This is a genomic window from Amycolatopsis sp. NPDC045836 (genome assembly GCF_056431745.1).
Map to the genome: position 1 here is coordinate 94973 of NZ_JBWKKF010000007.1, position 22638 is coordinate 117610.

25 protein-coding genes are annotated in these 22638 nt (G+C 71.9%); 10 read left to right on the top strand and 15 right to left on the bottom strand.

Features of this window, described 5'->3' with window-relative positions; translation table 11 throughout:
* Positions 1 to 119: 119 nt before the first annotated feature.
* Positions 120 to 1619 (bottom strand): hypothetical protein, encoded by a 1500-nt coding sequence (locus AC07EG_RS14775; protein ID WP_478253613.1) that lies wholly within the window; start codon positions 1617 to 1619, stop codon positions 120 to 122.
* Positions 1620 to 1790: 171 nt separating this feature from the next.
* Between AC07EG_RS14775 and AC07EG_RS14780 the strand changes: the two genes are divergently transcribed.
* A complete protein-coding gene (locus AC07EG_RS14780) occupies positions 1791 to 2030 on the top strand; it encodes a hypothetical protein (protein ID WP_478253614.1) in 240 nt (79 codons plus the stop codon).
* Positions 2031 to 2036: 6 nt separating this feature from the next.
* On the opposite strand, the gene AC07EG_RS14785 is transcribed toward AC07EG_RS14780, so the two are convergent.
* The 4 genes from AC07EG_RS14785 to AC07EG_RS14800 all read right to left on the bottom strand — a co-directional run bounded on the left by AC07EG_RS14785 (position 2037) and on the right by AC07EG_RS14800 (position 4362).
* Positions 2037 to 2732, bottom strand: a complete 696-nt coding sequence (locus AC07EG_RS14785; RefSeq protein ID WP_478253615.1) for a GAF domain-containing protein — start codon at positions 2730 to 2732, stop codon at positions 2037 to 2039.
* 46 nt (positions 2733 to 2778) lie between these two features.
* Positions 2779 to 3498, bottom strand: a complete 720-nt coding sequence (locus AC07EG_RS14790) for a GAF and ANTAR domain-containing protein (RefSeq protein WP_478253616.1) — start codon at positions 3496 to 3498, stop codon at positions 2779 to 2781.
* A gap of 61 nt (positions 3499 to 3559) precedes the next feature.
* On the bottom strand, positions 3560 to 4006 hold the full coding sequence (locus tag AC07EG_RS14795; RefSeq protein ID WP_478253617.1) for an ANTAR domain-containing response regulator: 447 nt from the start codon (positions 4004 to 4006) through the stop codon (positions 3560 to 3562).
* Positions 3943 to 4362, bottom strand: coding sequence for a hypothetical protein (locus AC07EG_RS14800; protein ID WP_478253618.1), 420 nt, complete (start codon positions 4360 to 4362; stop codon positions 3943 to 3945). Before AC07EG_RS14800 ends, AC07EG_RS14795 begins: the two co-directional genes overlap by 64 nt.
* 170 nt (positions 4363 to 4532) lie before the next feature.
* Here AC07EG_RS14800 and AC07EG_RS14805 point away from each other — a divergent pair, with 170 nt between their 5' ends.
* Positions 4533 to 5054, top strand: a complete 522-nt coding sequence (locus AC07EG_RS14805; protein WP_478253619.1) for a YflT domain-containing protein — start codon at positions 4533 to 4535, stop codon at positions 5052 to 5054.
* A 10-nt stretch (positions 5055 to 5064) separates the two neighbouring features.
* Here the strand turns inward: AC07EG_RS14805 and AC07EG_RS14810 are convergent, their stop codons facing one another.
* Genes AC07EG_RS14810 through AC07EG_RS14825 form a run of 4 tightly spaced genes read right to left on the bottom strand, consistent with a single transcriptional unit; the run spans position 5065 to position 8055 of the window.
* Positions 5065 to 5556 (bottom strand): hypothetical protein, encoded by a 492-nt coding sequence (locus tag AC07EG_RS14810; RefSeq protein ID WP_478253620.1) that lies wholly within the window; start codon positions 5554 to 5556, stop codon positions 5065 to 5067.
* 30 nt (positions 5557 to 5586) lie between these two features.
* Positions 5587 to 7278, bottom strand: a complete 1692-nt coding sequence (qcrB, locus tag AC07EG_RS14815) for a cytochrome bc1 complex cytochrome b subunit (protein ID WP_478253621.1) — start codon at positions 7276 to 7278, stop codon at positions 5587 to 5589.
* Positions 7196 to 7633 (bottom strand): DUF3099 domain-containing protein, encoded by a 438-nt coding sequence (locus AC07EG_RS14820; RefSeq protein WP_478253622.1) that lies wholly within the window; start codon positions 7631 to 7633, stop codon positions 7196 to 7198. The genes qcrB and AC07EG_RS14820 overlap by 83 nt, the downstream gene beginning before the upstream one ends.
* Positions 7630 to 8055, bottom strand: a complete 426-nt coding sequence (locus tag AC07EG_RS14825; protein ID WP_478253623.1) for a DUF6292 family protein — start codon at positions 8053 to 8055, stop codon at positions 7630 to 7632. Before AC07EG_RS14825 ends, AC07EG_RS14820 begins: the two co-directional genes overlap by 4 nt.
* 286 nt (positions 8056 to 8341) lie before the next feature.
* Between AC07EG_RS14825 and AC07EG_RS14830 the strand changes: the two genes are divergently transcribed.
* The 3 genes from AC07EG_RS14830 to AC07EG_RS14840 are packed head-to-tail and all read left to right on the top strand — an operon-like array spanning position 8342 to position 11334.
* A complete protein-coding gene (locus tag AC07EG_RS14830) occupies positions 8342 to 9478 on the top strand; it encodes a carboxylate-amine ligase (protein ID WP_478253624.1) in 1137 nt (378 codons plus the stop codon).
* Positions 9479 to 9530: 52 nt separating this feature from the next.
* Positions 9531 to 10208, top strand: a complete 678-nt coding sequence (locus AC07EG_RS14835) for a DUF1990 family protein (protein WP_478253625.1) — start codon at positions 9531 to 9533, stop codon at positions 10206 to 10208.
* A gap of 49 nt (positions 10209 to 10257) precedes the next feature.
* Entirely contained in the window at positions 10258 to 11334 is a 1077-nt protein-coding gene (locus AC07EG_RS14840) for an NAD-dependent epimerase/dehydratase family protein (RefSeq protein ID WP_478253626.1), read from the top strand.
* Positions 11335 to 11350: 16 nt separating this feature from the next.
* Here AC07EG_RS14840 and AC07EG_RS14845 read toward each other — a convergent pair whose 3' ends face one another.
* Genes AC07EG_RS14845 through AC07EG_RS14855 form a run of 3 tightly spaced genes read right to left on the bottom strand, consistent with a single transcriptional unit; the run spans position 11351 to position 13933 of the window.
* Positions 11351 to 12751 carry an MFS transporter gene (locus AC07EG_RS14845; RefSeq protein ID WP_478253627.1) on the bottom strand — a complete coding sequence of 467 codons (1401 nt, stop codon included), beginning with the start codon at positions 12749 to 12751 and terminating at the stop codon, positions 11351 to 11353.
* On the bottom strand, positions 12744 to 13352 hold the full coding sequence (locus AC07EG_RS14850) for an SRPBCC domain-containing protein (RefSeq protein ID WP_478253628.1): 609 nt from the start codon (positions 13350 to 13352) through the stop codon (positions 12744 to 12746). Before AC07EG_RS14850 ends, AC07EG_RS14845 begins: the two co-directional genes overlap by 8 nt.
* Positions 13349 to 13933 carry a helix-turn-helix domain-containing protein gene (locus AC07EG_RS14855; RefSeq protein WP_478253629.1) on the bottom strand — a complete coding sequence of 195 codons (585 nt, stop codon included), beginning with the start codon at positions 13931 to 13933 and terminating at the stop codon, positions 13349 to 13351. Before AC07EG_RS14855 ends, AC07EG_RS14850 begins: the two co-directional genes overlap by 4 nt.
* Before the next feature lie 96 nt (positions 13934 to 14029).
* On the opposite strand from AC07EG_RS14855, the gene AC07EG_RS14860 reads away from it, so the two are divergent.
* Positions 14030 to 14491, top strand: a complete 462-nt coding sequence (locus AC07EG_RS14860; RefSeq protein ID WP_478253630.1) for a hypothetical protein — start codon at positions 14030 to 14032, stop codon at positions 14489 to 14491.
* Between the two features lie 31 nt (positions 14492 to 14522).
* Here AC07EG_RS14860 and AC07EG_RS14865 read toward each other — a convergent pair whose 3' ends face one another.
* A complete protein-coding gene (locus tag AC07EG_RS14865; RefSeq protein WP_478253631.1) occupies positions 14523 to 17276 on the bottom strand; it encodes a family 78 glycoside hydrolase catalytic domain in 2754 nt (917 codons plus the stop codon).
* Positions 17277 to 17390: 114 nt separating this feature from the next.
* On the opposite strand from AC07EG_RS14865, the gene AC07EG_RS14870 reads away from it, so the two are divergent.
* Positions 17391 to 17855 (top strand): MarR family winged helix-turn-helix transcriptional regulator, encoded by a 465-nt coding sequence (locus AC07EG_RS14870; protein WP_478253632.1) that lies wholly within the window; start codon positions 17391 to 17393, stop codon positions 17853 to 17855.
* 1 nt (position 17856) lies between these two features.
* On the opposite strand, the gene AC07EG_RS14875 is transcribed toward AC07EG_RS14870, so the two are convergent.
* On the bottom strand, positions 17857 to 18669 hold the full coding sequence (locus AC07EG_RS14875) for a S1 family peptidase (protein ID WP_478253633.1): 813 nt from the start codon (positions 18667 to 18669) through the stop codon (positions 17857 to 17859).
* 326 nt (positions 18670 to 18995) lie between these two features.
* Between AC07EG_RS14875 and AC07EG_RS14880 the strand changes: the two genes are divergently transcribed.
* Together AC07EG_RS14880 and AC07EG_RS14885 are read left to right on the top strand one after the other, a co-directional pair.
* Positions 18996 to 19718, top strand: a complete 723-nt coding sequence (locus tag AC07EG_RS14880) for an Asp23/Gls24 family envelope stress response protein (RefSeq protein ID WP_478253634.1) — start codon at positions 18996 to 18998, stop codon at positions 19716 to 19718.
* 128 nt (positions 19719 to 19846) lie between these two features.
* Entirely contained in the window at positions 19847 to 20776 is a 930-nt protein-coding gene (locus tag AC07EG_RS14885; RefSeq protein ID WP_478253635.1) for an SMP-30/gluconolactonase/LRE family protein, read from the top strand.
* On the opposite strand, the gene AC07EG_RS14890 is transcribed toward AC07EG_RS14885, so the two are convergent.
* Positions 20777 to 21712, bottom strand: a complete 936-nt coding sequence (locus tag AC07EG_RS14890; protein ID WP_478253636.1) for a GntR family transcriptional regulator — start codon at positions 21710 to 21712, stop codon at positions 20777 to 20779.
* Positions 21713 to 21858: 146 nt separating this feature from the next.
* Here AC07EG_RS14890 and AC07EG_RS14895 point away from each other — a divergent pair, with 146 nt between their 5' ends.
* The gene (locus AC07EG_RS14895; RefSeq protein ID WP_478253637.1) at positions 21859 to 22575 is read left to right on the top strand and encodes a DUF2306 domain-containing protein; all 717 of its coding nucleotides are present in this window, start codon (positions 21859 to 21861) and stop codon (positions 22573 to 22575) included.
* Positions 22576 to 22638: the final 63 nt, after the last annotated feature.

A 22638-nucleotide genomic window follows, 5' to 3' on the forward strand; every position in this document is an offset into this window, starting at 1 on the left:
TGGAGGTCGGTGCGGGCCCAGCCGGTGTCACAACGGACCGCGGATCGGTTCGCCAGGGGACCTCGAGCACGGCGGCGACCGCGCACCGGCCCTCCAGCGTCACCCACCGCCACGAACAGTCACCGAGGTGCGCGCATCAGGATGAAGTCGCCGTGGCCGCCGTAACCGAGGACCGGTTCGGCGTACTGGGTGCCGTTGAACGTCGGCAGCCACCAGGAACCGTTCACCCGGACCAGCATCGGGTGCGGGATGTTGGTGCCGTACGGCGCGTCGAGGGTGCCCAGCTTGCGCATCTCGAGGTCGTAGACCGGGTACTGGCGGGCGTCGCCGTCGCTGGCGAGCACGTACCACTGGCCGCCGATCCGCTGGATGATGGTGCCCTCGGTCTGGTCGACCGACAGATCGGCGCCGACCAGCTCCAGGCCACGGGTGTAGTCGGCACCGCGGGGTCCCGCCGCGAGCGCGGGGTGGAACACGAACGCGGGCTGCTGGGCGGGGCTTTCCACGAAGGCGAGGTGCCAGCGGCCGTTGATCTTGGTCAGCGCGGGGTCCCAGGAACTGACGCCGGTGGGCAGGGGCAGGCGTTCGGTGGGCAGGACGTGGACACCGGAGAGCACGTCGGCACGGGTGGTGGTGTGGCGGATGTGCACGCCGTTGAAGGCGAAGTCGCCCCACGAGCTCATCAGGAGGATGAACCGGCGCCGCTCGTCGTCGTAGACGATCTGGCCGGCGTGGTCGCCGAGCACGACCCCGTCGCGGGCGAAGAACAGCGTCGCGACCTCTTCGAGCTTCGCCGGGTCGGCCAGGTCGAGGGTCCACACCGCCCAGTGCGCCTGCTGGAAGAAACCCAGCCCGGCGTTGGTCATGGTCAGGTAGAGCTTGCCGTTCTTGATGTAGGGCCTGCCGTCGGCGTGCTGGACGACGTGCGGATCCCGCACCCCGGCCTGGCCGTAGTAACCGGCCCGCACCCGGCCGAGCAGGGCGGAACCGCCACCGCGCCCGCCGTAGGCGTAGCTCAGGTTGCCCAGCACCTGCGGGTCGCGCAGGTCGATGCGGGCGCGGACCTGGTCCCGTTCGGTGAGCAGCGGCTGCCACCCGGTCCCGGTCCCGGTGGTGTCCGCCAGCACGGTCACCGCGTTCTCGTTGACCACCACGGCGAAGCCGAACGGCGCCCGGAGCGCGGCGGGCGCGGTCTTGACCACGCTGGTCGTCCCGCCCCTGGTGATCTCGATGCCGACCGTGCCGGTGCCGGCGTCGTAGGTGCCCAGCACGGACGTGCCGTCCCCGGCGAACCCGGCGACCACCCCGGCCTCGCCGTCGAGCTGCCGGACCTCGACGGTGACCGCGCCGAACGGCGCCCTCGGCCGCGCACCGGTGGTGACCAGGGTGCCGCGGGCCTCCTGCCGCGGGGTCACCGCCGAGTCGTACTGCACGAACCGCGGCGCGATGAGGTCGAAGGGCCGGAACTGCTCGGTCACGGAGAAGTGCAGGTCGAACGGGGTTGCCTCGGTGGCGGCGGTGGCTCCGCCGGTGCCGAGCAGGTGCACCGCCGCACCGGTCAGGCCCAGCAGCGACAAACCGCGCAGGACGTTGCGCCGGTCGATTCCGTGCTCGCTCACGTGACCTCCGATGGGGAAGGGATTGGCTGACTGGTCCGGTGCGCACTCAGCTTGCAACGTGGCATGCCGCTCCGCAAGGGCCGGTTCCGCCGAGCAGGCCGGCAGCCTGAACCGCGCCGGGTCGTCGAGCGCGGGGTGGCGTGATCGCCGGTTCCGGAGGACGGTGGGGGCGTGGCAGCCGAGCAGGACGACCTCGCCCGCCTGGTGCGGCGGGGGGTGGCCCGGCGCGCCGGGGTCCACGAGGCGGTCGGCGTCCTGCGTGGCTGGCGGGGCTGCGATTCGGCACGCGCCCGGCAGCACCTGGCGGACGGGCGCGGCGGGCAGGACGCCGAGGCGGACCACATCCTGGCACTGGCCGACGCCAGGGCGAGGCCGGGAACCGACCCGGACCTCGGGTTCACCGATCCCTGACCGCGCTCAGGCGAGCGAACCGGGGCCCAGTTCGCCGTCGGCGACGGCGCGCGAGACCTCACGCGGGGTTTGCCGGTGCCGCACGGCGTAACCGGAGAGCAGAGCCCCGGCGGCCGCCGGGGTGGTGCCGGGGGTTCCGGCGACGATGCCGATGGCCTGGCCGAGGTACACCCGGTCGTCCGAGGTGGACAGCGTGCGTCCGGTGAGCCGGTCGGCCCGGCGCCGCCCGCGTTCCTGCACCAGGCCCAGCACCGCGAGGCCGGCCAGCACGCGGCCGAGCCGGACCAGGTCCGGATCGATGCGCCCCTCGTCCTGGTAGAGCAGGATGAACCCGCCCACCACCGCACCGTCCAGCCGCATCGGGATGGCGATCGCCGCGTGGTAGCCGAGTTCCGTGGCGACCGGCACGAATTCGGGCCAGCGGGCGCGCTCGCTCGCCAGTGCGGCGGCGGCGACCAGGTCACCGGTGGCCACGCACTCGACGCAGGGGCCGCGCTCGACCTGGGCCAGCAGTTCGACCAGCCGGGCCGGGGTGTCCGACGCGGCGACGACGCCGAGGCCGCCACGCGGGCCGGTGACCACGATGCCGCCGGCCGCCGCCCCCATCAGCTCGGCACCGGCGGCCACGACCGGGTCCAGCACCGCCTCGCTGCCTGTTCCCCCGGCCAGGCGCGTGGTGATCCCGCCGAGGACCGAGGTCACCGCGCCCCGGTCCGGTCCGGTGTGCGGTCGGTCATGCGTCCTCCGCTCACTCGGCCAAATCGTTCAGTTCGGTCCGGCGCTCGATCACCTCACGCGCCACCTCCAGCACCGAGCGCCCGTGCCCGAACGCGTGACCGCGCAGCCGGGCGAACGCCTCGTCCAAGCCGATGTCCAGCCGGGCGGCCAGCATCCCGGTGGCCACGTTGACGTCGTGGAACGAGGTCACCAGCCGGGGTTGGTAGTCCTGGCCGGACCGCTCGGCGCGATCGGCCTGCCGCAGCAGGCCCGCCGCGACCAGATCGGCCGTCAGCCGGGCGTCGGTCAGCTCTTCATCGCCGAGCGCACCTGCCTGGCGGCGGAACACCTCGAAGGTGCCCAGCCGCAGGGCGCCCGCCTGCAGCGGGAAGGCGAACACCGCGCCGACCCCGGCGGCGAGGGCCTCCTCGGCATAACCCGGCCACCGCTGCTGGCGGACCCGCAGGTCGGGCACCAGTACCGGTTCGTTGCGCTGGAGGGCCTCCACGCCGGGTCCCTCCCCCACGGTGTACTGGGTCTCGGCGACTCCGGCGGCCCAGGCGTCGCTGGCGCCGAGGAGTTCCTGAGCCCGCTCGCCGCGTGCCCACGGGGAGAGCGTGGCCGCGTCCACCCCGCCGAACTCGGCCACCACGCTCAGGCAGACCTCCTGCGCCCAGCCGTTCTCCTGCCCGGGTGCCTCGGCCCAGGCCGCGACCACACGCCAGTGCCGCTCACGCCGCCGCCCGTCCACCCGTGCCCGTGTCCCTTCAGCTGATCGCCACAGTCTACGAGGGGGCACCGGATCGGGCAGCTCAACTCCGGTGCCCGGACCGGTGGCTCCGGCGCGCGCTCCGTCCGCGGTGGTCACCCGGGACCGCGGCCGGCCGCCCCGGTTCGGCGCGGTGGGTGACCACCGTCCACGCGAGTTCGGCGAGCTTGGTGTTGAGCTGCTGGGAAGTGCGGCGCAGGATGGCGAAGGCGTCTTCGGCGGAGCAATCGCGGCGGTACATGATGATGCCCTTGGCCTGGCCGATGACGTCCCGGCTGTCGAGGGCGCGCCGCAGGTGCGTCTCCCGCTCCCGCAGTTGCGCGACCGCATCGGTGCGGGCGAGTGCCAGCGAGGTGTGCGTGGCCAGCAACAGGGCCTGGTCCAGTTCGGACGGGTCGAAACCGGACTCGGCGCGGGAGTACAGGTTCAGCGTCCCCACCGGGTGGGTGGCCCCGCCGGTGGGCAACGCCGCGGACAACACCGCGCGCACGCCCAGTTCCGCGGCGGCCGAGGCCCACCGGGCCAGGGCACCGCGGAGTCCAGGACGTACCCGTGCGCACCCGCGGAGGCGGCGGCGTCGAGGCACGGGCCCTCCCCCAGCCGGTACTGCAGCTGGTCGAGGACCGCGGCCAGCGGATCGGTCGCGACCGGGGTGTGCGGGGTGCCGTCCGCACCGCGCACCGTGCTGCTGGCGAAGTCGGCCGCCGGGATGAAGGCCGGGCCGGCGAAGACGGCGAGCTCCAGCACCTCGCCCGCGGTACGGGCGGCCAGCAGCGAAGCCGTCAGGTGGCCGAACCGCCTCCCCCACGGCAGGTGTGCCCCTTCCACGTCCGGCCAGCCGTCCACGGTGTTCCCTCCTCACCCGGTGCCCGCGACCACGTCCGTCACTCCACTTTCGTGGTACCCGTTGACCGCCCGGGTATGCGGATCGCGGTGTTCGGGGAGAACGGGGTTGAACGGCACGCCGACGGGAAGCCGGGTGGGAGGAACTCATCGACGAAGTGAGGAAGTGCGTCGTGACCGGTTCACCCGATGTGCACCACGGTGACGTCCGCCCACCGGCCGCCGGGCAGGTCGTGCTCGGTTCCTACGGCACCTACGCCGAAGCCGAACGGGCGGTGGACCACCTGTCGGACCAGCGGTTCCCGGTGGAGCACACGGCCATCGTCGGCCGGGGCCTGAGCAGTTTCGAACAGGTCACCGGGCGGTTGACGCCGTGGCGCGCGGCCGCGCAGTCGGCGGCCTCCGGCGCGGTGCTCGGTGCCTTGTTCGGCTGGCTGTTCGGCCTCTTCGACTGGATCAACCCGCTCATCTCCGGGGTGCTGCTCGCCCTGTTCGGCCTGCTCTTCGGCGCCGTGCTCGGCGGGTTGTTCGGCTTGCTGGGGCACGCCATGACCGGTGGGCAGCGGGACTTCTCGTCGATCCCGGGGATGCGCGCGGACAGCTACGACGTCCTGGTCGACGCCGCCCACGTCCAGCAGGCCGCTCGCCTGCTGGACGCACCGGGCGCGCCGGGCCGCGGCCGCGTGGTGAGCTGACCGGACCGCCTCAGTTGCTTGCCCGGGCTTGCCTGCCGGGCCCGCGGTCACCGCACACCGCGGTGAGCCCGACCAGCAGGCCGCGGGTCCGGCCGGAGGTTCCGCGGTGGCTGAGGTCGTCGATGACCACGCTCAAATTGTTGTGCGAGGTCTCCGGTGGCACGAGCATGAACAGCACGTTGCCCCGCGAACGGGCGACGGTGGACCAGTGGGCCAGTGAGACCGGTATGCGCGTGTCCATGGCGATGGCGCAACCCGCGGCGTGCACGGTGGCGGAGAGCGGGTCGTCGCGGAACTCCACCGCGCAGCCCACGGTGAGCGGCCACAGCCCGCGCTCCCACTCCCACGGCAGGCAGTGCGCCATGCCGGTGCGGGCGAGCAGTTCGCTCAGGTGCCGGTGCACCCGGGCATCGCCGGACTGCAGGGACAGCACCGGATAGGGCGCGCTCTCGTCGTAGGCGAGCAGATCGAGTTGCCAGCGCACCGGCAGCGGGTGTGACATGGCGGATCCCTTCTCGGGGTGGTTTCTGCGTCAGGTGCCGGAAGCCGGGCCGTCCCCGGCCGGGTTGCCGCCGGGTTCGCCCGGCGCGGTGCCGCCGTTCCCGGCCGGTCCCAGCCGGGCGGCACCGGATTCGACGGCCGCGCGCAGCGCGGCGGTCTCCTCGGCGGGGAAGGGCTGCAGCAGGCCGCCGGGCACCGCGCGCCCGGCGGCGCCGAGCTTGTTGGGCTTCTTGGGCACCGCCGCACCCTGGTAGGTCAGCGGGACGGCCGGTCCGCCGTTCGAGGCGGGCACGAGCGGCTGGTGGACCTCCGTGTAGCCGCCCTCCTGGCCGCGGGTGATGATGCCGGTCTCGATGCCGTGTTCGAGCACTTCGCGGTCCGCTCGCTGCAGGCCGAGGCAGACCCGGTAGGTGACGAGGTAGACCAGCGGCGGCGCCAGCAGCAGCCCGATGCGGCCCGCCCAGATCGTCGCGTTCAGCGACACGTCGAACTCCAGCGCCAGGATGTCGTTGACCGAGGACACGGTCAGCACCCCGTAGAAGGTCAGCGCCATCATGCCGAGCGCGGTGCGCACCGGGACGTCCCTGGCCCGCTGGACCAGGTTGTGGTGGGCGGTGTCCCCGGACAGCTTGCGTTCGATCCACGGATAGGCGACCAGCACGGCGATCATCAGCGTGATGCCGATGGCACCGGCGAAGAACACCGGCGGCACGGTGTGGTCGCCGGGGTAGAGCTCCCACGGCGGGAAGATCCGCAGCAGGCCGTCGGCCCAGCCCATGTACCAGTCCGGCTGGGAACCCGCCGAGACCTTGGGCGGGTCGTAGGGGCCGATGTGCCAGATCGGGTTGATCTGGAACATTCCCGAAATGGCGACGAGGATGGCGGTGACCAGGCCGAAGAAGGCGGCGCTCTTGAGGGCGAACACCGGCATGATCCGCACCCCGACGACGTTGCTCTCCTTGCGCCGCACCCCGGGGAACTGGGTGTGCTTCTGGTACCAGACCAGGGCGAGGTGCGCCGCGACCAGCGCCAGCATGATGCCCGGCACGATCAGGATGTGCAGGGTGTAGAGCCGCGAGATGATGATCGAGCCGGGGAACTCCCCGCCGAACAGGGCCCAGTGGATCCAGGTGCCGATCACCGGCACCGACAGCACGATGCCGGACAGGGTGGCCCGGATACCGGTCCCGGAGAGCAGGTCGTCCGGCAGCGAATAGCCGAAGAAACCCTCGAACATGCCCAGCACCAGCAGCAGCGCGCCGATCACCCAGTTCGCCTCGCGGGGCCGGCGGAACGCTCCGGTGAAGAACACCCGGAACATGTGCACCATCATCGACGCCACGAAGATCAGCGCCGCCCAGTGGTGCAGCTGGCGCACCAGCAGCCCACCGCGGACTTCGAAGGAGATGTCGAGGGTGGTCGCGAAAGCCCGGGACATCTCGGTGCCGCGCAGGTTCTCGTACGACCCGTCGTAGACGACCTCCTGCATCGACGGGTCGAAGAACAGGGTGAGGTAGACCCCGGACAGGATCAGGATGAGGAAGCTGTAGAGCGCGATCTCGCCGAGCAGGAAGGACCAGTGGGTGGGGAAGACCTTGTTGAGCTGGCGCCGCAGCCCACCCGCCAGGTGCAGCCGGTCGTCAGCGGCTCCGGCGGCGCGTGCGGCGATCCGCTGGGCGCGGGGCGTACCCCGGGTGGGTTCCGGCGCGGGACGGGAGTTCATGGCACCTCGCGATCAAGGGGATGGGCCGTCGTGCTCGCTTCCCCCGGCGCGGGGGGCGGTCGTTGGCGGTCAGCACGGCGATCCACGGCAGCGGCAGCGAGATGGCCAGCAGCAGCAGCGCCAGCCAGGGAATTCCGTGCAGGATCCCGGCCAGGAGCAGACACGGGAGACGGCAGGCCGACAGCACCACGTAGTTCCGCCGCCGCCGGGAGAACTGCTCCGCCGGGGACGGCGCGGCGCCGGTGATCAGCACCGGTGCCCGCCGCCGGTGGACCAGGGTGGCCAGGCCCGCGATGCGGCCGCCACCCCGGCCCGGCCGCGCCTTCACGGCGGTGGCGGGCGCGGCCCGGCTCACGACGCCAGCATTCCGGTGCCGGTGAACCGCCCCAGCCGCTGGACCAGATCATCGTCGTCCCCGGCCCGGCGCAGCAGGGGCAGTTCCGGGGAGTGCAACCGCAGCGTGTGCAGCGGCAGGCAGGCGAACCGCGCGACCAGCGCGGGCGGTGGCAGCACGTCACCACCCAGGTGGGCGAGCACGATCAGGTCCTCCGCCGAAGCGGTCTCCACGGCCAGCGCCCAGCCGTGCTCCTCGTCCCAGAGCAGCGCCAGATCGCGGTCGGGGAAGCGGGGCAGCCGCTCGTCGATGGCCAGGTAGGCGTGGGCGGGCGAATCCAGCTGGACGAAGGAACCACCGCTGTCCAAGCCGAGTTCGGCCGCCACCTCGTGCACGTACCGGGCCAGGCCGCGAGCCGCGGCGGATTCGGATTCGATGTTCACGGCAGGACCGCCTCTCACCAGAACCGGGAGTCGCCGCCTGCTTGACGAACCGCCCGGATACCCGCGCCACGGCCCCCCAACCCCGCAGTCGGCAGAATTTTCTCGCATTGCTTTTGTTCCACGGTGGAACTGTCGCGGAATACCGGCCGCGAACCGCCGAAGTTCTTGTCTCACACGGTGTTTGACCCGGGGTGGCCAGTGGTAGCCGGTGCCAGTCGGTCGAGCCCCGCGCCGAATTCCCATTCCCTTTCCTCACGGTGTTCTCCGTGGATTGCCGAGGTATGCCATGTCGAGCCTGGACGCGCCTTCGATGGGTGTGGAGGAAGAATTCCTCCTGGTCGACCCCGCCGGGGACACCCTCTCGTGCGGGGACGCGGTGCTGGGCACCGCCGGCCAGGTCGGCCTCCTGGCCCAGCGGGAGGTGGGGCAGGCCCAGCTCGAACTGAACTCGCCGGTCTGCGACGACGCCCGCGAGCTGCGGCGGCACGTGCTGACCGCGCGGGCCACCGCGGCGGCCGTGGCCCTGTCCGCCGATGCCCGCCTGATCGCCGCGGGGGTGCAGCCCGGCGGCTCCCGGTTCCCCGCGCTGACCGAGCACGAGCGGTACCACGACCTGGCCGCGCACGCCGGGCCGCTGCTGACCGAGCAGCTGGTCTGCGGCTGCCACGTCCACATCGGCATCCCCGACCGCGAGACCGGCGTGCAGGTGCTCAACCACCTCCGCCCGTGGCTGCCGGTCCTGCTCGCGCTCACCGCCAACTCCGCGGTGCACCACGGCCGCGACACCGGCTACGCCAGCTGGCGCGCGGTGCTGCAGTCCCGGTGGGCCTGCGCCGGGTCACCGCCCTACTTCACCTCGGCCGCGCACTACGACGAACTCGTCGCGACGATGGTCGGCAGCGGCGCGGTGCTGGACGAAAGCGCGGTGTACTGGGACGCCCGCCTGTCCGCGCACCTGCCCACCGTCGAGATCCGCGTCGCGGACGTGCCCGCCACCGCGGACGAAACCGTGGTGCTGGCGACCCTCGTCCGGGCGCTGGTCGCCGCCGCGCAGCGGCTGCTCGCCGAGGGCAAGGCGGCTCCCCTGGTGCCCGAGCAACTGCTGCGCGCGGCCACCTGGCGCGCGGCGAGGGACGGGCTCACCGGCTCGGGCATCCACCTGCCCTCCGGACGCCCCGCGTCCCAGGCGAGCCTGCTCGCCGAACTGGTCCGGCACGTGCGCCCGGAACTGGAGCGGTTCGGCGACCTGCGCCTGGTCACCACCTTGCTCAACCGGGTGCTCGCCCACGGCAACGGCGCCACCCAGCAGCGCGACGCCTTCTCCGCGCGCGGTTCGGTCACCGACGCGCTGACCGTCCTGGAACGGCTCACCATCCAGGACCTGGCCACCCCCGCGGCACAGCCGAAGGCGGTCCAGGACTGAGCGGTGCATGAACGGGGCCGCCGGGGGTACCAGGTTCATCGAGGGAGGCAGTATGCGCCTGGTGCTCGGTGGCCGGGCCGATCCGCTCGCGGTGCTGGCCGGGCTGGCGGATCGGCCGCTCAACTACGACCCGGCCGAGGTGGCGGCCCCGGCCTGGGTGTTCGACGAACACCGCCACCACCTGGGCGTGGAAGCCCCCGGCCCGCCCGTGCCCGGCGGGGTGTGGACCCGCGCCCGCGCCCTGGTCCGCGACTACGAGTTCACCCCGCCCGAACTGATCAGCGCCTACTACCGCGCCGACACCGGCCTGCTCGGCCGCGACCTGCTGCTCGAAGGGCACTACCTCGGCCTGCGGTTCCTGATGGGCGTGCGCATCACCGACCTGCTCGACGAAAGCGATTCCGGCCGCACCCGCTGGGGCTGGAGCTACGAAACGCTCACCGGGCACCTGGAACGGGGCCGGGTGGACTACGCGGTGGTCAAGGACCACACCAGCGGTGTCGTCGAGTTCTTCGCCACCAGCTACTCGCAGCTCAACCCGGCCGTCCACCCGGTACTGCGCCTGGGCTGGGCCGTCTTCGGCAGGCGCACCCAGCTGCGGTTCTACCGCCGGGTCGGCGAGCGCCTGCGGCACCTGCTGCGGCAACCGCCCGGGATCAGGCAGGTGCCGGGGCACCTCGCCCTGCCCCATCGGTGGAACCCCACCGTGATCGACGGCGCATCGGGTTGAGCCGCGAACGGCTGGGTAGCCGGGCGGCGAGCGAAAAGGGGTGACCAGCGTGCGCATCGCCATCACCGGAGCCTCCGGCAACATCGGCACCGGCCTGCTCCGGGCCTTGGCCGACGACGACGAATCCCACGAGATCGTGGGGATCTGCCGTCGCCCCCCGCCGTCCCTGCCGCCCTACGACCAGGTCGGCTGGCACGCCATCGACCTCGGCGCGGACGCCGCACCCGACCAGCTGCGCACCGCCTTCGCCGACGTCGACGCCGTGGTGCACCTGGCTTGGGCCTTCCAGCCCGTCCGCGACGGTGAACGCCTGCACCGCGCCAACTTCAAGGGCACCCGCGCCGTGCTGGACGCGGCCGCCGGCGCCGGGGTCGGCCACGTGGTCCACGGCTCCTCCATCGCCGTCTACGCACCCGGCGCCACCGAACCGGTGGACGAGACCTGGCCGAGCACCGGCATCACCGGCTCGCGCTACGGCACCGGCAAGGCCGAGGTCGAGCGCGTGCTCGAACGCTTCGCCGCCGACCACCCGGAGATCACCGTGACCAGCGTGCGGCCGACCCTGGTGGCGCAGACCGCGGCCTCGGCCAGCCTGCTCGCGCTCTTCTTCGACCCGCTCGTCCCCAGCTGGCTCGTCCGCCTGCTCCACTCCGGCCGCGTGCCCCTGCTGCCGCTGCCCGCGCACTTCGCGGTCCAGCTCGTCCACGCCGACGACGTGGGCGACGCGATCGTCCGCATCCTGCGCCGCAAAGCCGGTGGGCCGTTCAACATCGCCGCCGACACCATCACCATCGACGACCTCGCCCGCGTCGCCGGCAGCAAGGCCCTGCCCATCCCCAGCCGCCTCATCCGGGCGGCGGTCGCGGCGCTGTGGCGGCTGCGCCTGCTGCGCATGTCACCCGGCTGGTACGACGTCGGCACCGAATCACCACTCGTCGACACCAGCCGAGCCCGGCGCGCCCTCGGCTGGTCACCGAAGATCAACAGCGAGGACGCGGCCGGGGAGCAACTCGCCGGAATGGCCAGGAACGCCGAAACCCCCAGCCCGGCACTGCGCCGGGACCGCTTCCGCACCGAACCGGCCGCAGCCCCGGCGTCCCCGCGGCAGGCGGCACCCACCGGCTGAGCCCCGGTCAGCAAGGTCACGGGGCCGGCTGGTGCCCGCTCACCGAGTCGTCCCGGACGTCCTCCGGAGCCGTCGTCCGGTAGCGGTCGGCGAGCAGGCGGTACTGCGGCGTGCACAACGCCACCAGGGCCAGAGCGGTGCAGGCGAGACCGGCGGCCACGAAGAGCAGGGCGATCCCGCGTGAGTCCCCGGTGCCCAGCAGCCATTCCCACTGCTGCCGCCCGGCGTCGGTGCGCAGGTGCGGGATCACCCACAGTTCGGCGATGGGGGCGATCAGCAGCGAGGTCACCGGCGCCGCCGCGGCTTCGAAGGTGGAGGCGAAACCGAACACCCGGCCCTGCTTCTCGTAGGGCACGACGCGCTGGATGACGGTCTGCTCCGCGGCTTCGATGGCCGGGACCAGCGCCATGATCAGCCACAGCCCGGTGACGAACAGCCAGCCCCACTCGCGGATGCCGAAGACCGCACCGAGCACGCCGATGAGCGCGGCGACGAGCAGCATGGTGCGGATCGGCCGCGTGCCGAGTCCCTTCGCGCCGATCAGCGCCCCACCGGCGAACAGGCCCGTCGACGCGACCGCGAACCAGATGCCCCAGTTCTGCACCCCGAACAACTCGATGCCGTAGGGGTCCATCAGGGCCATGGACACCCCGCCGACGATGTTGTTCAGCGTGGTGAACAGCACCAGCGCGAACAACCCGGGGGCGGCGGTGACGGCCGCCCACCCGCCGCGGACGTCGACCCACTTGGCAGGCTGGCCGCTGCGGGCGACTCCGCGTTCGGGGACGCGCACGCCGAGCAGGTGCAGCAGGGTGAGCCCGAGCGCCGAGATGCCGATGACCAGCGTCCACCCCATGCCGAGGAAGCCGACCGCCAGGCCGCTGAACACACTGGTGACCAGCATCGCCAGGCCCTGCACGGCGCCGACGAGCCCGTTCGCGTTGGCGTGGCGCTCGTCCGGCACGAGCAGGGTCACCGTGGTCGACAGCGCGATGTTGCGCAGTTGCGCCACCACCGCGCCGGCGAGCATGACCACGGCGAACACCCAGAACCAGGGCCGCCCGAGATCGGCGATCGCCCGGTCACCGACGACGAGGAAGAACAGCCCGTCGAGGACGAACACCGACAGCGCGATGACGGTGGACCACACCATCACCGGCTTCTTGCGGAAGCGGTCGACCAGGGTGCCGAAGAACATGCTGAACAAAGCCACGAAGAGCATGTACGCGGCGCCGATCACGCCGGTGGTGATCACGTTGCGCGTTTCGGCGTAGATCCAGAAGGTCAGGCCGAACCACAGGAAGCTCGTGGTGACGTTGGCAACGGCGGTGTTGACCAGTACGTGCAGGAAAAGGCGGAAACCGTTCGGCGGGGCGGCACCGTCCGCCGTTTTCCCGGGGGCCGGCAACTCATTCATTCGCCGGTCCGGAATCGCGGTACCGGTTTTCGGCCTTGACCCACTCCGGGGCCCGGAGCTTGGCCATCCGGATTTCCTCCGCCTCGTCGAAGGCGAACCATTCCATGGCCGGGCGGTCCGGCAGCACCCCGCGCAGGTATTCCCCGAGGTAGTGCAGCGGGGCCTCCCAGCCGAGCGCCGGGCTGTACTTGTCCGCCGTGAGATCGGTGTGGAAGACATCGGCGACCGAAGCGTGCTCCAATTCGAGCCAGGTCGCCTCCGGCCCGTCCGCGGTGAGCCGCACCTCCACCTGGTCGACGGTGTCGCGGTCCGGCGGGTGCCAGCTCACGCGCAGCACGTTCGGTGCATCGCAGACCAGGATCTTCCCGCTCGCCTGACCCGCGAAGGCGTAGTCGCCGCCCTCGCGCAGATCACCGCTGAGCGGCAGGAAGAAGCGGTCGATCCGATCGGGGGTGGTGAATGCTGCCCAGACCTTTTCCACGGGCGCCTGGAATCGGCGCCCGAGCACGGCGGCACGCCCCGGGCCCGCCGGGATCTCGCGGTCCACCAGGCTTCGTTCCACCAGGAACAAGCTGGTTTCTTCGTTGGCGATTCCGCTCATTTCTCCTCCAATGCAGTGGTGTTTCCCCGGACCTTCGGATGGACGGCGAGGACCAGCCGGTGGTCCCGGCCCCGTGACCCGCCGTGGTACTTCACGGCCAGTGCGTCCGCCGCCGCGGTCAGTTCCTCCGTGAACGCCGCGCCATCGGCCGGCGTGGCGAAGGAAAGCACCCGATCCCGCCCGAACGCCCCGGCGTGCGGATCGGCGGCCAGCTCCCCGACCTCCCGCACCAGCCGAGCCGCGACGGCGAGCAGCCGCCGAGCCGGCGGGGCCCCGTGCAGTTGCTCGGGGCACGGTTCGAGCGACCCGAGCACGCTCGGCGAAATGACGTACGCGGCGGCGGTCGCCCGCAACCGGCGTTCGGTGGCGTTGCCCCGGCGGTTCTCCGCCACCAGGTGGAGCAGCCCGTGCCGTTCGAGCACGTGCAGGTGGTGGTTGACCTTCTGCCGGGACAGCGGGACCAGCCGGGCGAGCCCAGCCGCCGAGCCCGGCCGGGCCAGCTCGGCGAGCAGCCGCCTGCGCAGCGGGCTGAGCAGGGCCTCGGCGGCTGCGACGTCCGCGATCACGGCGACTTCGTCCATGGAGCCACCGTCTCACTGACAAAAGATTTTGTCAAGGCAACTTTGCCTGTCGGCTGCTCCGGCGGCGTAACCTCGCCGCGTGAGGAGGGAGTCACCGTGATCACTGGTTTCGACACCGTCGTGCTCACCGCGGGGCCCGCCGGGCCAGCCATCAGCCGGTTCCTGGAGCAGTGGGCAGCCCGGTGGCCGGACCTGCGGGTCTCGGCCGGTGATCCGGCGCGGTCGCCGTTCGTGACGTGGCGCGAGACCCGCATTCCCGAGGCGCGGGGTGAGGTGCTGGTCGCCAGGGACGAGCGGATGCTCACGGACTGGGACGAGCACGGCTACGAGGTACCGGACTCGGCCGCCGGTCCGTTCGCGCTGTTCTACCAGCCCTGCCCGGCCCCGCGGTTCGAGGCGCTGGTCCAGCAGGACCCCTACGCCAGGGGCATGGCCTTCGACCCGCACCCGATCACCGTCGTGGGGGCGGGCCTGGCGCTGGTCACCATCGTCACCCCGGACGACGACAGCGATTTCTCCCGCAGCGTCATCGACGGCTTGATCGCCGAATTCACCTGAAGGACCACGACCTTGATGAGCGAAGCCCGGATCACTCTGTGATCGCCGGAACGACCGTGAACGTCCACGCCCCGCTGCCGATCCTGTAGCTCACGTGGGTATCGCCGGAGGTGAGCCGCCCGGCATCGGCGGGGGCGGTCACCTCGGCGTCCTCCGCCGGTCGTGGCACGACGACCCGTGCCGTGGTGTTGGCGGGGATTTCGACGTCGATGGTCAGCTTGCCGCCGGTGCGCCGCCACGCGCTCCGGATGGTCCCGCGCACCGTCTCCAGGCTGCCGCTCGCCTCGCTGTACGCGTCCGACACACCGGGAGCGATCACGATCCGGTCGTAGGCGACCGCGTCAGCCTCGGCCCGGATACCGGCCACCCCCCGGGTGAACCACGAGTCGAGCCCGCCGAAGATGGTGGTGTCCGCGGAGCCGAGGTCGCCGTAGGTCCAGTCCCAGTGCTCCGGAACGGAAGTCGCTCCCCGGCTGAGCCAGTACCCGTAGCTCGGGTACGACTCCTGCAGCGCGGCATCGTGGACGACGTCGTCGCGCCCGGCGTCGGACAGGACGCGGATGAGCACCGGCAGCCCGATGATGCCGACGTTGAAGTGGTTCCCCGCCGCCCTGATGTCCTCGATCAAGCGCTCGAGGACGCGTTCCCGGTCGGCCGGGCCGGGTGCCCCCAGGTCGAGCGCCAAGGCAGCCGCCGTCTGGGTACCCGTGGCGAAGGTGCCCTCGCGGGAGTTGAAGAAGGCACGGCGGAACGCCGCGACGATCGCCGACGCCTTGCGCTCATACGCGGCGGCTTCCGCTTCGCGGCCGCTGACGGCCGCGGCCGCCGCCATGGCGCGGGCACACCTCCAGTAGCCCCAGGTGGCCGTTACCTCCGGCGGGGTGAAGTGCGCGTTCGCGGGGTTGAACGGATCCGCCCAGTGCTGCCCCGGGTAGAACCAGTCGCCGAAGAACCCCGCCGACATCGGACCACCCGGCAGGATGCCGTCCGCCTCCCGTGACTCGAGGCGGGCGAAGTAGCGCCGCATCGCGTCGTAGTGGCGGCGGAGCGTGGCGCCGTCGCCGTAGACCAGGTAGCTCTGGTGCGCCTGCACCAGCAGGGCGCCGCTCCAGTTGGGGTCGCCGACGTACCAGCGCCCCGTCGGGTCGGGCACCACCCCGGGTATCTCGCCGTCCGCACGCTGGCCGTCGACGCAGTCCCTGGCCAGCGCCCTGGTGTAGGCGGCGAAGTCGAAGCTGCGGGCGTACCACTCGAACTGGCACGCGCTCGAATTGCCCCACCCCGCTTTCTCCCGGTTCGGGTCGGCGGGCAGGAGCGGGCCGAGCATGGCGCCGCGGGCGCTGCGGCGGCAGATGCGGTGGATCTCGTCGAGCAGCCGGTGGGAACTCCGGAACCGGCCGGCGACCGGGTTCACCGCGTGCAACACGACGCCCGTCACCGTCTCCGCCGTCGGCGGTGCGGGCAGGCCGCGCACCTCGAGGTAGCGGAACCCGTGGTAGCTGAACCGCGGGTGCCAGACCTCGGTGCCGCCGTGCCCGGCGAGCGTGCAGTTGTCGACGATGTCCGCCCCGGCCTGCCAGCCCGCCATACCGGCCTGGCTCACGCTGCCGTCCTCGGCCAGGTACCAGCCGGGACGCAGGGAGATCGTGGTGCCCGCCGCACCCCGCACCGCGATTTCCGGCCACCCGACGAAGTTCGTGCCGAAGTCGAACACGTGGACACCGGGCGCCGGCTCACGGATCTCCTGCGGGCTCAGCCGCTCGACTGCCCTGATGGGCGGTTCGAACTGCGCGCTGAGCACCGCCGCCGGCGACGGAACGGCGGTCGCGGGCCGCCAGGCCGTGAGGTCCCCCTCGGGCCGGTCCCAATCGGACGGCCAGTTCCGCGCATCGAAGTCCTCACCGCCGTACCAGCCGGAGAAGGAGATCGGCCCGTCGTGGACCGACCAGGACGAATCGCTGGCGATCGTCTGACGGCTCCCGTCGGAGTACTCGATCTCCAGCTGCGCGATCAGCTGCGGCCGGCCGGTCAGGCGAACGGGATCGCCGTTGACGATCGCGGACTCCCACGCCACCGAAGCCCAGTACCGGCCGTCCTTCTCGGGAACGTTGAACAGGCCGTTGCCGAGCATCACGCCGATGCGGTTGGCCCCGTACCGGAGCTGGTGAGCGACGTCGTAGGTCCGGTAGAGGGCACGGGAGCCGTACGCCGTCGCGGTCGGAGTCAGGAAGTCCTCGCCCACCTTCTCGCCGTTCAGCCGCGCTTCGTAGAGCCCGAGACCGGAAACGTACAGCCGGGCGCGCAGGACGTCGTGGGATTCCGCCACGGTGAATCCCTTGGCGAAGATCGGCATCGGCCGGTCCGCCGAGCCGGGTGCGGACTCGGGGCCGGTGATCCACGACGCGGCCCAATCGCCGGGCTCCAGCAGTCCCAGTTCCCACCGCGCCACCGGGCTCCACGGGGAAGTGGTGCCGTCCCCGGCCCAACTGCGGACCTGCCAGAACACCTGGTCGCGGGACCCGAGCGACTCACCGGCGTAGGGGACGTCGACCTGCCGGCGGGACCCCACCCGGCCGGTGTCCCACAGGTCGGGCCGGTCCTGCTCCAGCAGGTCACGCCGGGACGCCGCCCGGATCCGGTACGCGGCCTGCACCACGCCGGAGCCGGTCGCCGTGATCTTCCAGGCCAGTGCCGGGGTCGGCTCATCGATGCCGACGGGGTCGGTCAGGTAGTCCGCGGTGAGTCCGTGCACACCGATCCGGTGGTCCCCCAGTGCCATCGTCATGGCTTGCTCCCTTGTTCATTGCGTCTCGCACTAGTTGCGCAACGCACCATTTGCGCGACGCAAGCTACTCGCCTAGGGTCGGCGAAGGCAAGCCCACGGACGGAATGGACGCGGATGAGCAACGGGCGGCGAACGACGGCAGCGGAGCGGGTGCTGGCGGTGATGCCGGCTTGGGGCAGGGCGATCTCCCAGCTCAACGCCCTGATCGCCACCCGGATGGGGGTCACGGTCAGTGACCTGCACTGCTTGGACGCGCTGAACCGGCACGGCCCGGCGACGGCGAGCGAACTGGCGGGCTCGGTGGCGCTCACACCGGGCTCCGTTTCCCGGATGATCGACCGGCTCGACGCCGCCGGCTGCATCAAGAGGGTCGCGGACCCCGGTGACCGGCGGCGGGTGCTGATCGAACCCACCACGGAGGGGCTGGCGAGGGTGCGGTCCTACTACGACGGCCTGTCCGCGCTGACGTCGGACGACCTCGCCGAGTTCACCGAGGCCGAACTCGACGTCGTGCACCGGTTCCTGGACAGGGCGTCGGCCAGCACGACCGCGGAGCTGACCCGCCTGCGGAACTCCTGACTCAGCCGCGCCCGTGGATGGTGCGGTGGATCCAGTCGGCGTAGGCGGGCACGCTGGTGTAGAGGCCGGGCCCGTTGGCGCACGGCACGTCGTTGTCACCGGGACCGGAGGTGACGCCGATCAGCTCCCACCGGCCACCCTTCCCGCGCTGGACCTGCGGCCCGCCGGAGTCACCCATGCACGCCATCGCGCCGGGCTTGCGGCTGACCGTGCACAGCCGGGTCGAGTCCGCGTAGCCGGGCGAGCACTCCGACCGCGCCCCGCGGCGGGTGCCGAGCTGCTGGAGCCGTTCGGGGAACACCGCCTTGTCGATGTCGGCGGTGTCGACCGTGGTGCCGAAGCCGAGCACGCGGGTCGGCGTGCCGGGGCGGCCGGGCCGCTCGGCGACGCGGATCGGCTGCTCGGAGACCGGGCGGCTCAGGCGCACCAGCGCGATGTCGTGCTGGTTCGGCTCGCCCGGCCGGTAACCCGGGTGCCGCACCCAGCCGTCGATCGCGCGCACGGTGCCGCCGGAGGTCCGCCGCTGGCTGCCGATGCGCACGGTCCCCTCCGGCTTCGCCGGGTTGTTCTCCGGGTCGACGCAGTGCGCCGCGGTCACCACCCACCGCGGGTGGACCAGCACCGCCCCGCACACCCCCTTGGCGTTGTTCAGCTCCGGCACCACCTCCGGGATCGAGGCCATGAATTCGTAGCGCTCGGTGGAGTTCTGCCCGTTCACCACGGCACCGGCGCTGCCGGGCACCGCGAGCGCGCACACGGTTCCCACCAGCGCGGCACCGGCGGCACGAACCAATTTGCGGCGCACAGCATCCATCTTCGACATGCTTTTCCTTCTGTTCTGCGGATCTTGAATCGCTCGGGGCAAGCATCGCCGTGCGCCCCGCCCGCCAGCCACCCGGTCAGTACCCGGATCCGCGGTGGCGACGGCCCGACGCCGGTTGGTGGCACCCGCTACACCCCCACCTCGGTTGCGGTTCGGTGTCATGGCACCGAAGTTCCGGCGAAGGTCTTGACGGCGGTGCCGCCGAGGCCCTACCACTGCGGTGCCAGGACGAACCGAACTCCGCTGGGAGACGGGAAATCCCGCGGTGGGAGCCGGTTCGCGCCCGCCCGAAGCCGTCGCACCCGAAAAGGGGAAACATGTCCGAGGTCGTCAACAGCATCTTCGGCCGCACGTCCAGGCCCGAAAGCCCTGGTACCACAACGATCGCGGGCGGGCAGACCGCGGTGGGCGAGACCGCGGGCCGCACCGCCGACGAGGTGGCCGCGGCCACTCCGGATCAGGACGACACCACCCGCGTCGAGGACCACACCGACACCACCCGAGACAAAGCCGAAACCACCGACGAAGACACCGCGGAGAACACCGAAGAAGACGAGGACCTCACCGAGGACAGCCCCGCCGACCAGACCGCCAACACCGAAGACGAAGACCTCGCCGACGAGGACGAGAGCCCCGAGAACGAGGCCACCATCACCGGAGAGAACGCCGAGAACCAGGCGGCCATCACCGAAGAGGACGAAGAGGACACCGCGCTCGTCGAGCCGGTCGTTCCGGTTCGGGCCGCCGCGGCCACGCGCGGCACCACCTCGGTCGACGACGAGGTCGTCGCGAAGGTGGTGGACCTGGTGGCCCGCAAGGCCGAAGGGGTGCACGACCTCAGCGAAAGCGTTTCGGTCGGTGTCAACGGCGACGTCGTCACCGTCCGGGTCTCGCTGGTGATCGTGTTCGGTCACGCGGTCAAGGCGCTCGCCGGGCAGTTGCGCGTCGACGTGATCGACGCCCTCGAGCAGTTCCTCGGTCTCGACGTCGAGGTGGTGGACGTCCGCATCACCGACATCCACCTCCCGGACGCCGGCTGACCCGGCCGGCGAAGGCTGTGGTCCCGCTCCCGCACCCGGGACCACAGCCGCCGAACAGCGCTTTCGCCAACCCCGCCGAAGCGGGAGACTGCTTCCTGCCAGCAGGCTCGCAGCCCCTAGGGAGAAGCATGTCCCGCACCTCCGGCGCGCTCGCCGCCGTGCTCCTCGGCGTCTCACTGGTGACCACCGCGCCAGCCACCGCCGCGCCCCCGCACCCCTACCCCACCGAATTCCCGCTGCCCGACGGATTCCTGCCCGAGGGCATCGCGATCGGGCACGCCCCCACCGCCTACTTCGGCTCCCGCGCCGACGGTGACCTGTTCCGCGTCGACCTGCGCACCGGGAAGGGCGAGGTGTTCAGCCAGGGCCCCGGCACCCCGTCGGTCGGGCTGAAGGCCGACAAGCACCACCGGCTGTTCGTCGCCGGTGGGGTCGGCGGGGACGCGCGGGTGGTGGACGCGAAAACCGGGAAACTGATCAAAACCTATGAATTCGCCGCCGACGCCGACACCTTCGTCAACGACGTCGTGCTCACCGACGAAGCGGCGTACTTCACCGACTCCCGCAAGGCCGTGCTCTACCGGGTCGCCCTCGGCAAGCACGGCAAGCTGCCGGACACCCACACCACCCTGCCGCTCACCGGCGCCTTCGTCGTGACGCCCGGCGCCATCAACGCGAACGGCATCGCCGAAACCCCCGACCGGCGCTCGCTGCTGGTCGTGCAGAGCAACACCGCGCAACTGCACCTGGTGGACAAGCGGACCGGGGTGACCGAGCTGGTCGACCTCGGTGGCGAGTCGCTGGTCAACGGGGACGGCCTGCTGCTCCGGGGGCGCACGCTGTACGTGGTGCAGAACAGGTCCAACGCCGTCGCCGTGTTCACCGTCGCCAAGGACGGCAGCGAGGCGGAGCTGCGGGAGCGGATCACCGATCCGCGGTTCGACGTGCCCACCACGGTCGCCGCGCACGGCAACCGCCTGTACCTGCCCAACGCCAGGTTCACCACCCCGCCGACCCCGGCCACGCCGTACGACGCGGTCGCCGTGCCGAAGAGCTGATCAGCGCGCGACCAGTGCGGCGATGCCGTCGAGCTGGCGTTGCAGGCCGAACTCGAACAGCTCGGTCAGGGGCATCGAGTTCGGCAGGTCGCCGGCGACCCGGGCCAGCACGGGGAACCGGCCCGAGCCGAGGAGCCCGTCCAGCGTCGCGTGGTCCGCGGCGTAGCGCTGGGCACCGGTGATGCCGGTGTCCAGTTCGGCCTCGAACTCGAGGGCGCTGGTCACCGCGAGGCCGCCGACGTAGCCGTTGAGCGTGATGACCAGGTGCATCATCGTGCGGTGGTCCAGGCCGAGGCCGCTCACCGCACGCAGGGCCCAGTCCAGCTGGTGGAGCCCGGCCACCAGCACCGGCGGGTGCACGAGTGAGTTGAGCGCCACCGTGGCCAGCCACGGGTGCCGCTGGTAGGCACGCCACTGCAGCCGGGCACACAACTCCAGCTTCGCGCGCCACCCGGCCGGGCCGCGCTCGGGCAGCTTCTCCCGGCTGAGCGCGGCGTCGGCCATCAGGCGGAGCAGTTCTTCCTTGTCCGGCACGTGCCGGTACAGCGACATCGGCCCGACGCCGAGTTCCGCGGCGAGCCTGCGCATGGACAGCGCGCCGCTGCCTTCGGTGTCCGCGAGCGCGATCGCGGCCCGCACCAGCCGGTCGCGGCTCAGCCCCGAGGCCCCCGGCCTGCTCCCGGCTCGTTCGACGCCGAGCGCGTGCCGGGCCTGGGCGCGTTCGGCGACCACGGTCCCGCTACCCGGCACCGTGCGCACCCAGCCCTGGTCACGGAGGGTGGCCAGCGCCTTGGTGGCGGTGGCCATCGCCACTCCCCAGTCACGCACGAGCGCGCGGGTGGACGGCACCCGGTCACCCGCGCGGAGCCGGCCGGAGGTGATCTGGGCTCGGATGTCCGCCACGATGCGCGCGTAGGGTGCACCTTCGTCCGTCATAGCCGAAGCGTACTAGTACGGATGCCCGCCGATGCTGATACGGGTTCAGGGACCTCCCGGATATCCGGCGAAAATCATGGTGACACCGGCGTCGCCTCCCTACCGTTCCCTGCGTACGACGTATCGCGCGAGTGGCAAGGAGTGGCATGACGACGATGACGGAGCGGGCGCCGGGAACCGGGCGGCCGGCGAAGGAGGCGCTGTGGCGGCGGCCGTGGGTGGTTCCGCTGGCCTTCGTCGTCCTGGCTTTCCTGGCCTTCTCCCTGCCGCCCTACCTGGGCCTGGACCCGGACCGGTCGCGTGTGCCGCCACCACCGGGGCTCGGCTGGTTCTACCCGCTGCTGGTGGCGCACGTCGGGTTCGCCTCCGTGGCGATGGTGACCTGCGTGCTGCAGATCTGGCCGTGGTTCCGGCAGCGGTACCCGGCGGTGCACCGCCGGGCGGGGCGGGTCTACGTGTTCGCCGGCGTGCTCCCGGCCGGGGTCTCGGCCTTCGCCATCGGACTGGTCAGCCCGTTCGGGCCGGTGGCGTCGGTGAGCAACGTGCTGCTCGCGGTGCTGTGGCTCACCTGCACGGTCGCCGGGTTCCGGGCGGCCCGCGCCCGCCGGTTCGGGGTCCACCGGCGGTGGATGGTCCGCAGCTTCGCGCTGACCATGTCGATCATCAGCAACCGGCTCTGGGGCGTGGTCTTCGGCATTTCGCTGGCCCCGCAACTGGAAACCACGTTCGCGGGCGACGAGCGGTTCTTCACCACGACGATCGCCGGAATCACCACCTGGGCGGGCTGGGTGGTCCCGCTGCTGATCGCGGAGTGGTGGCTGACCGAACGGAAGAAGCGCCCGGCCCGGGTGGTGCCCGGGTAACCGGCGTGACGTTTCAGCCGTGGCTGTACTCCGTTGACGGCTCGGCGACCGGCGGGTGTCATG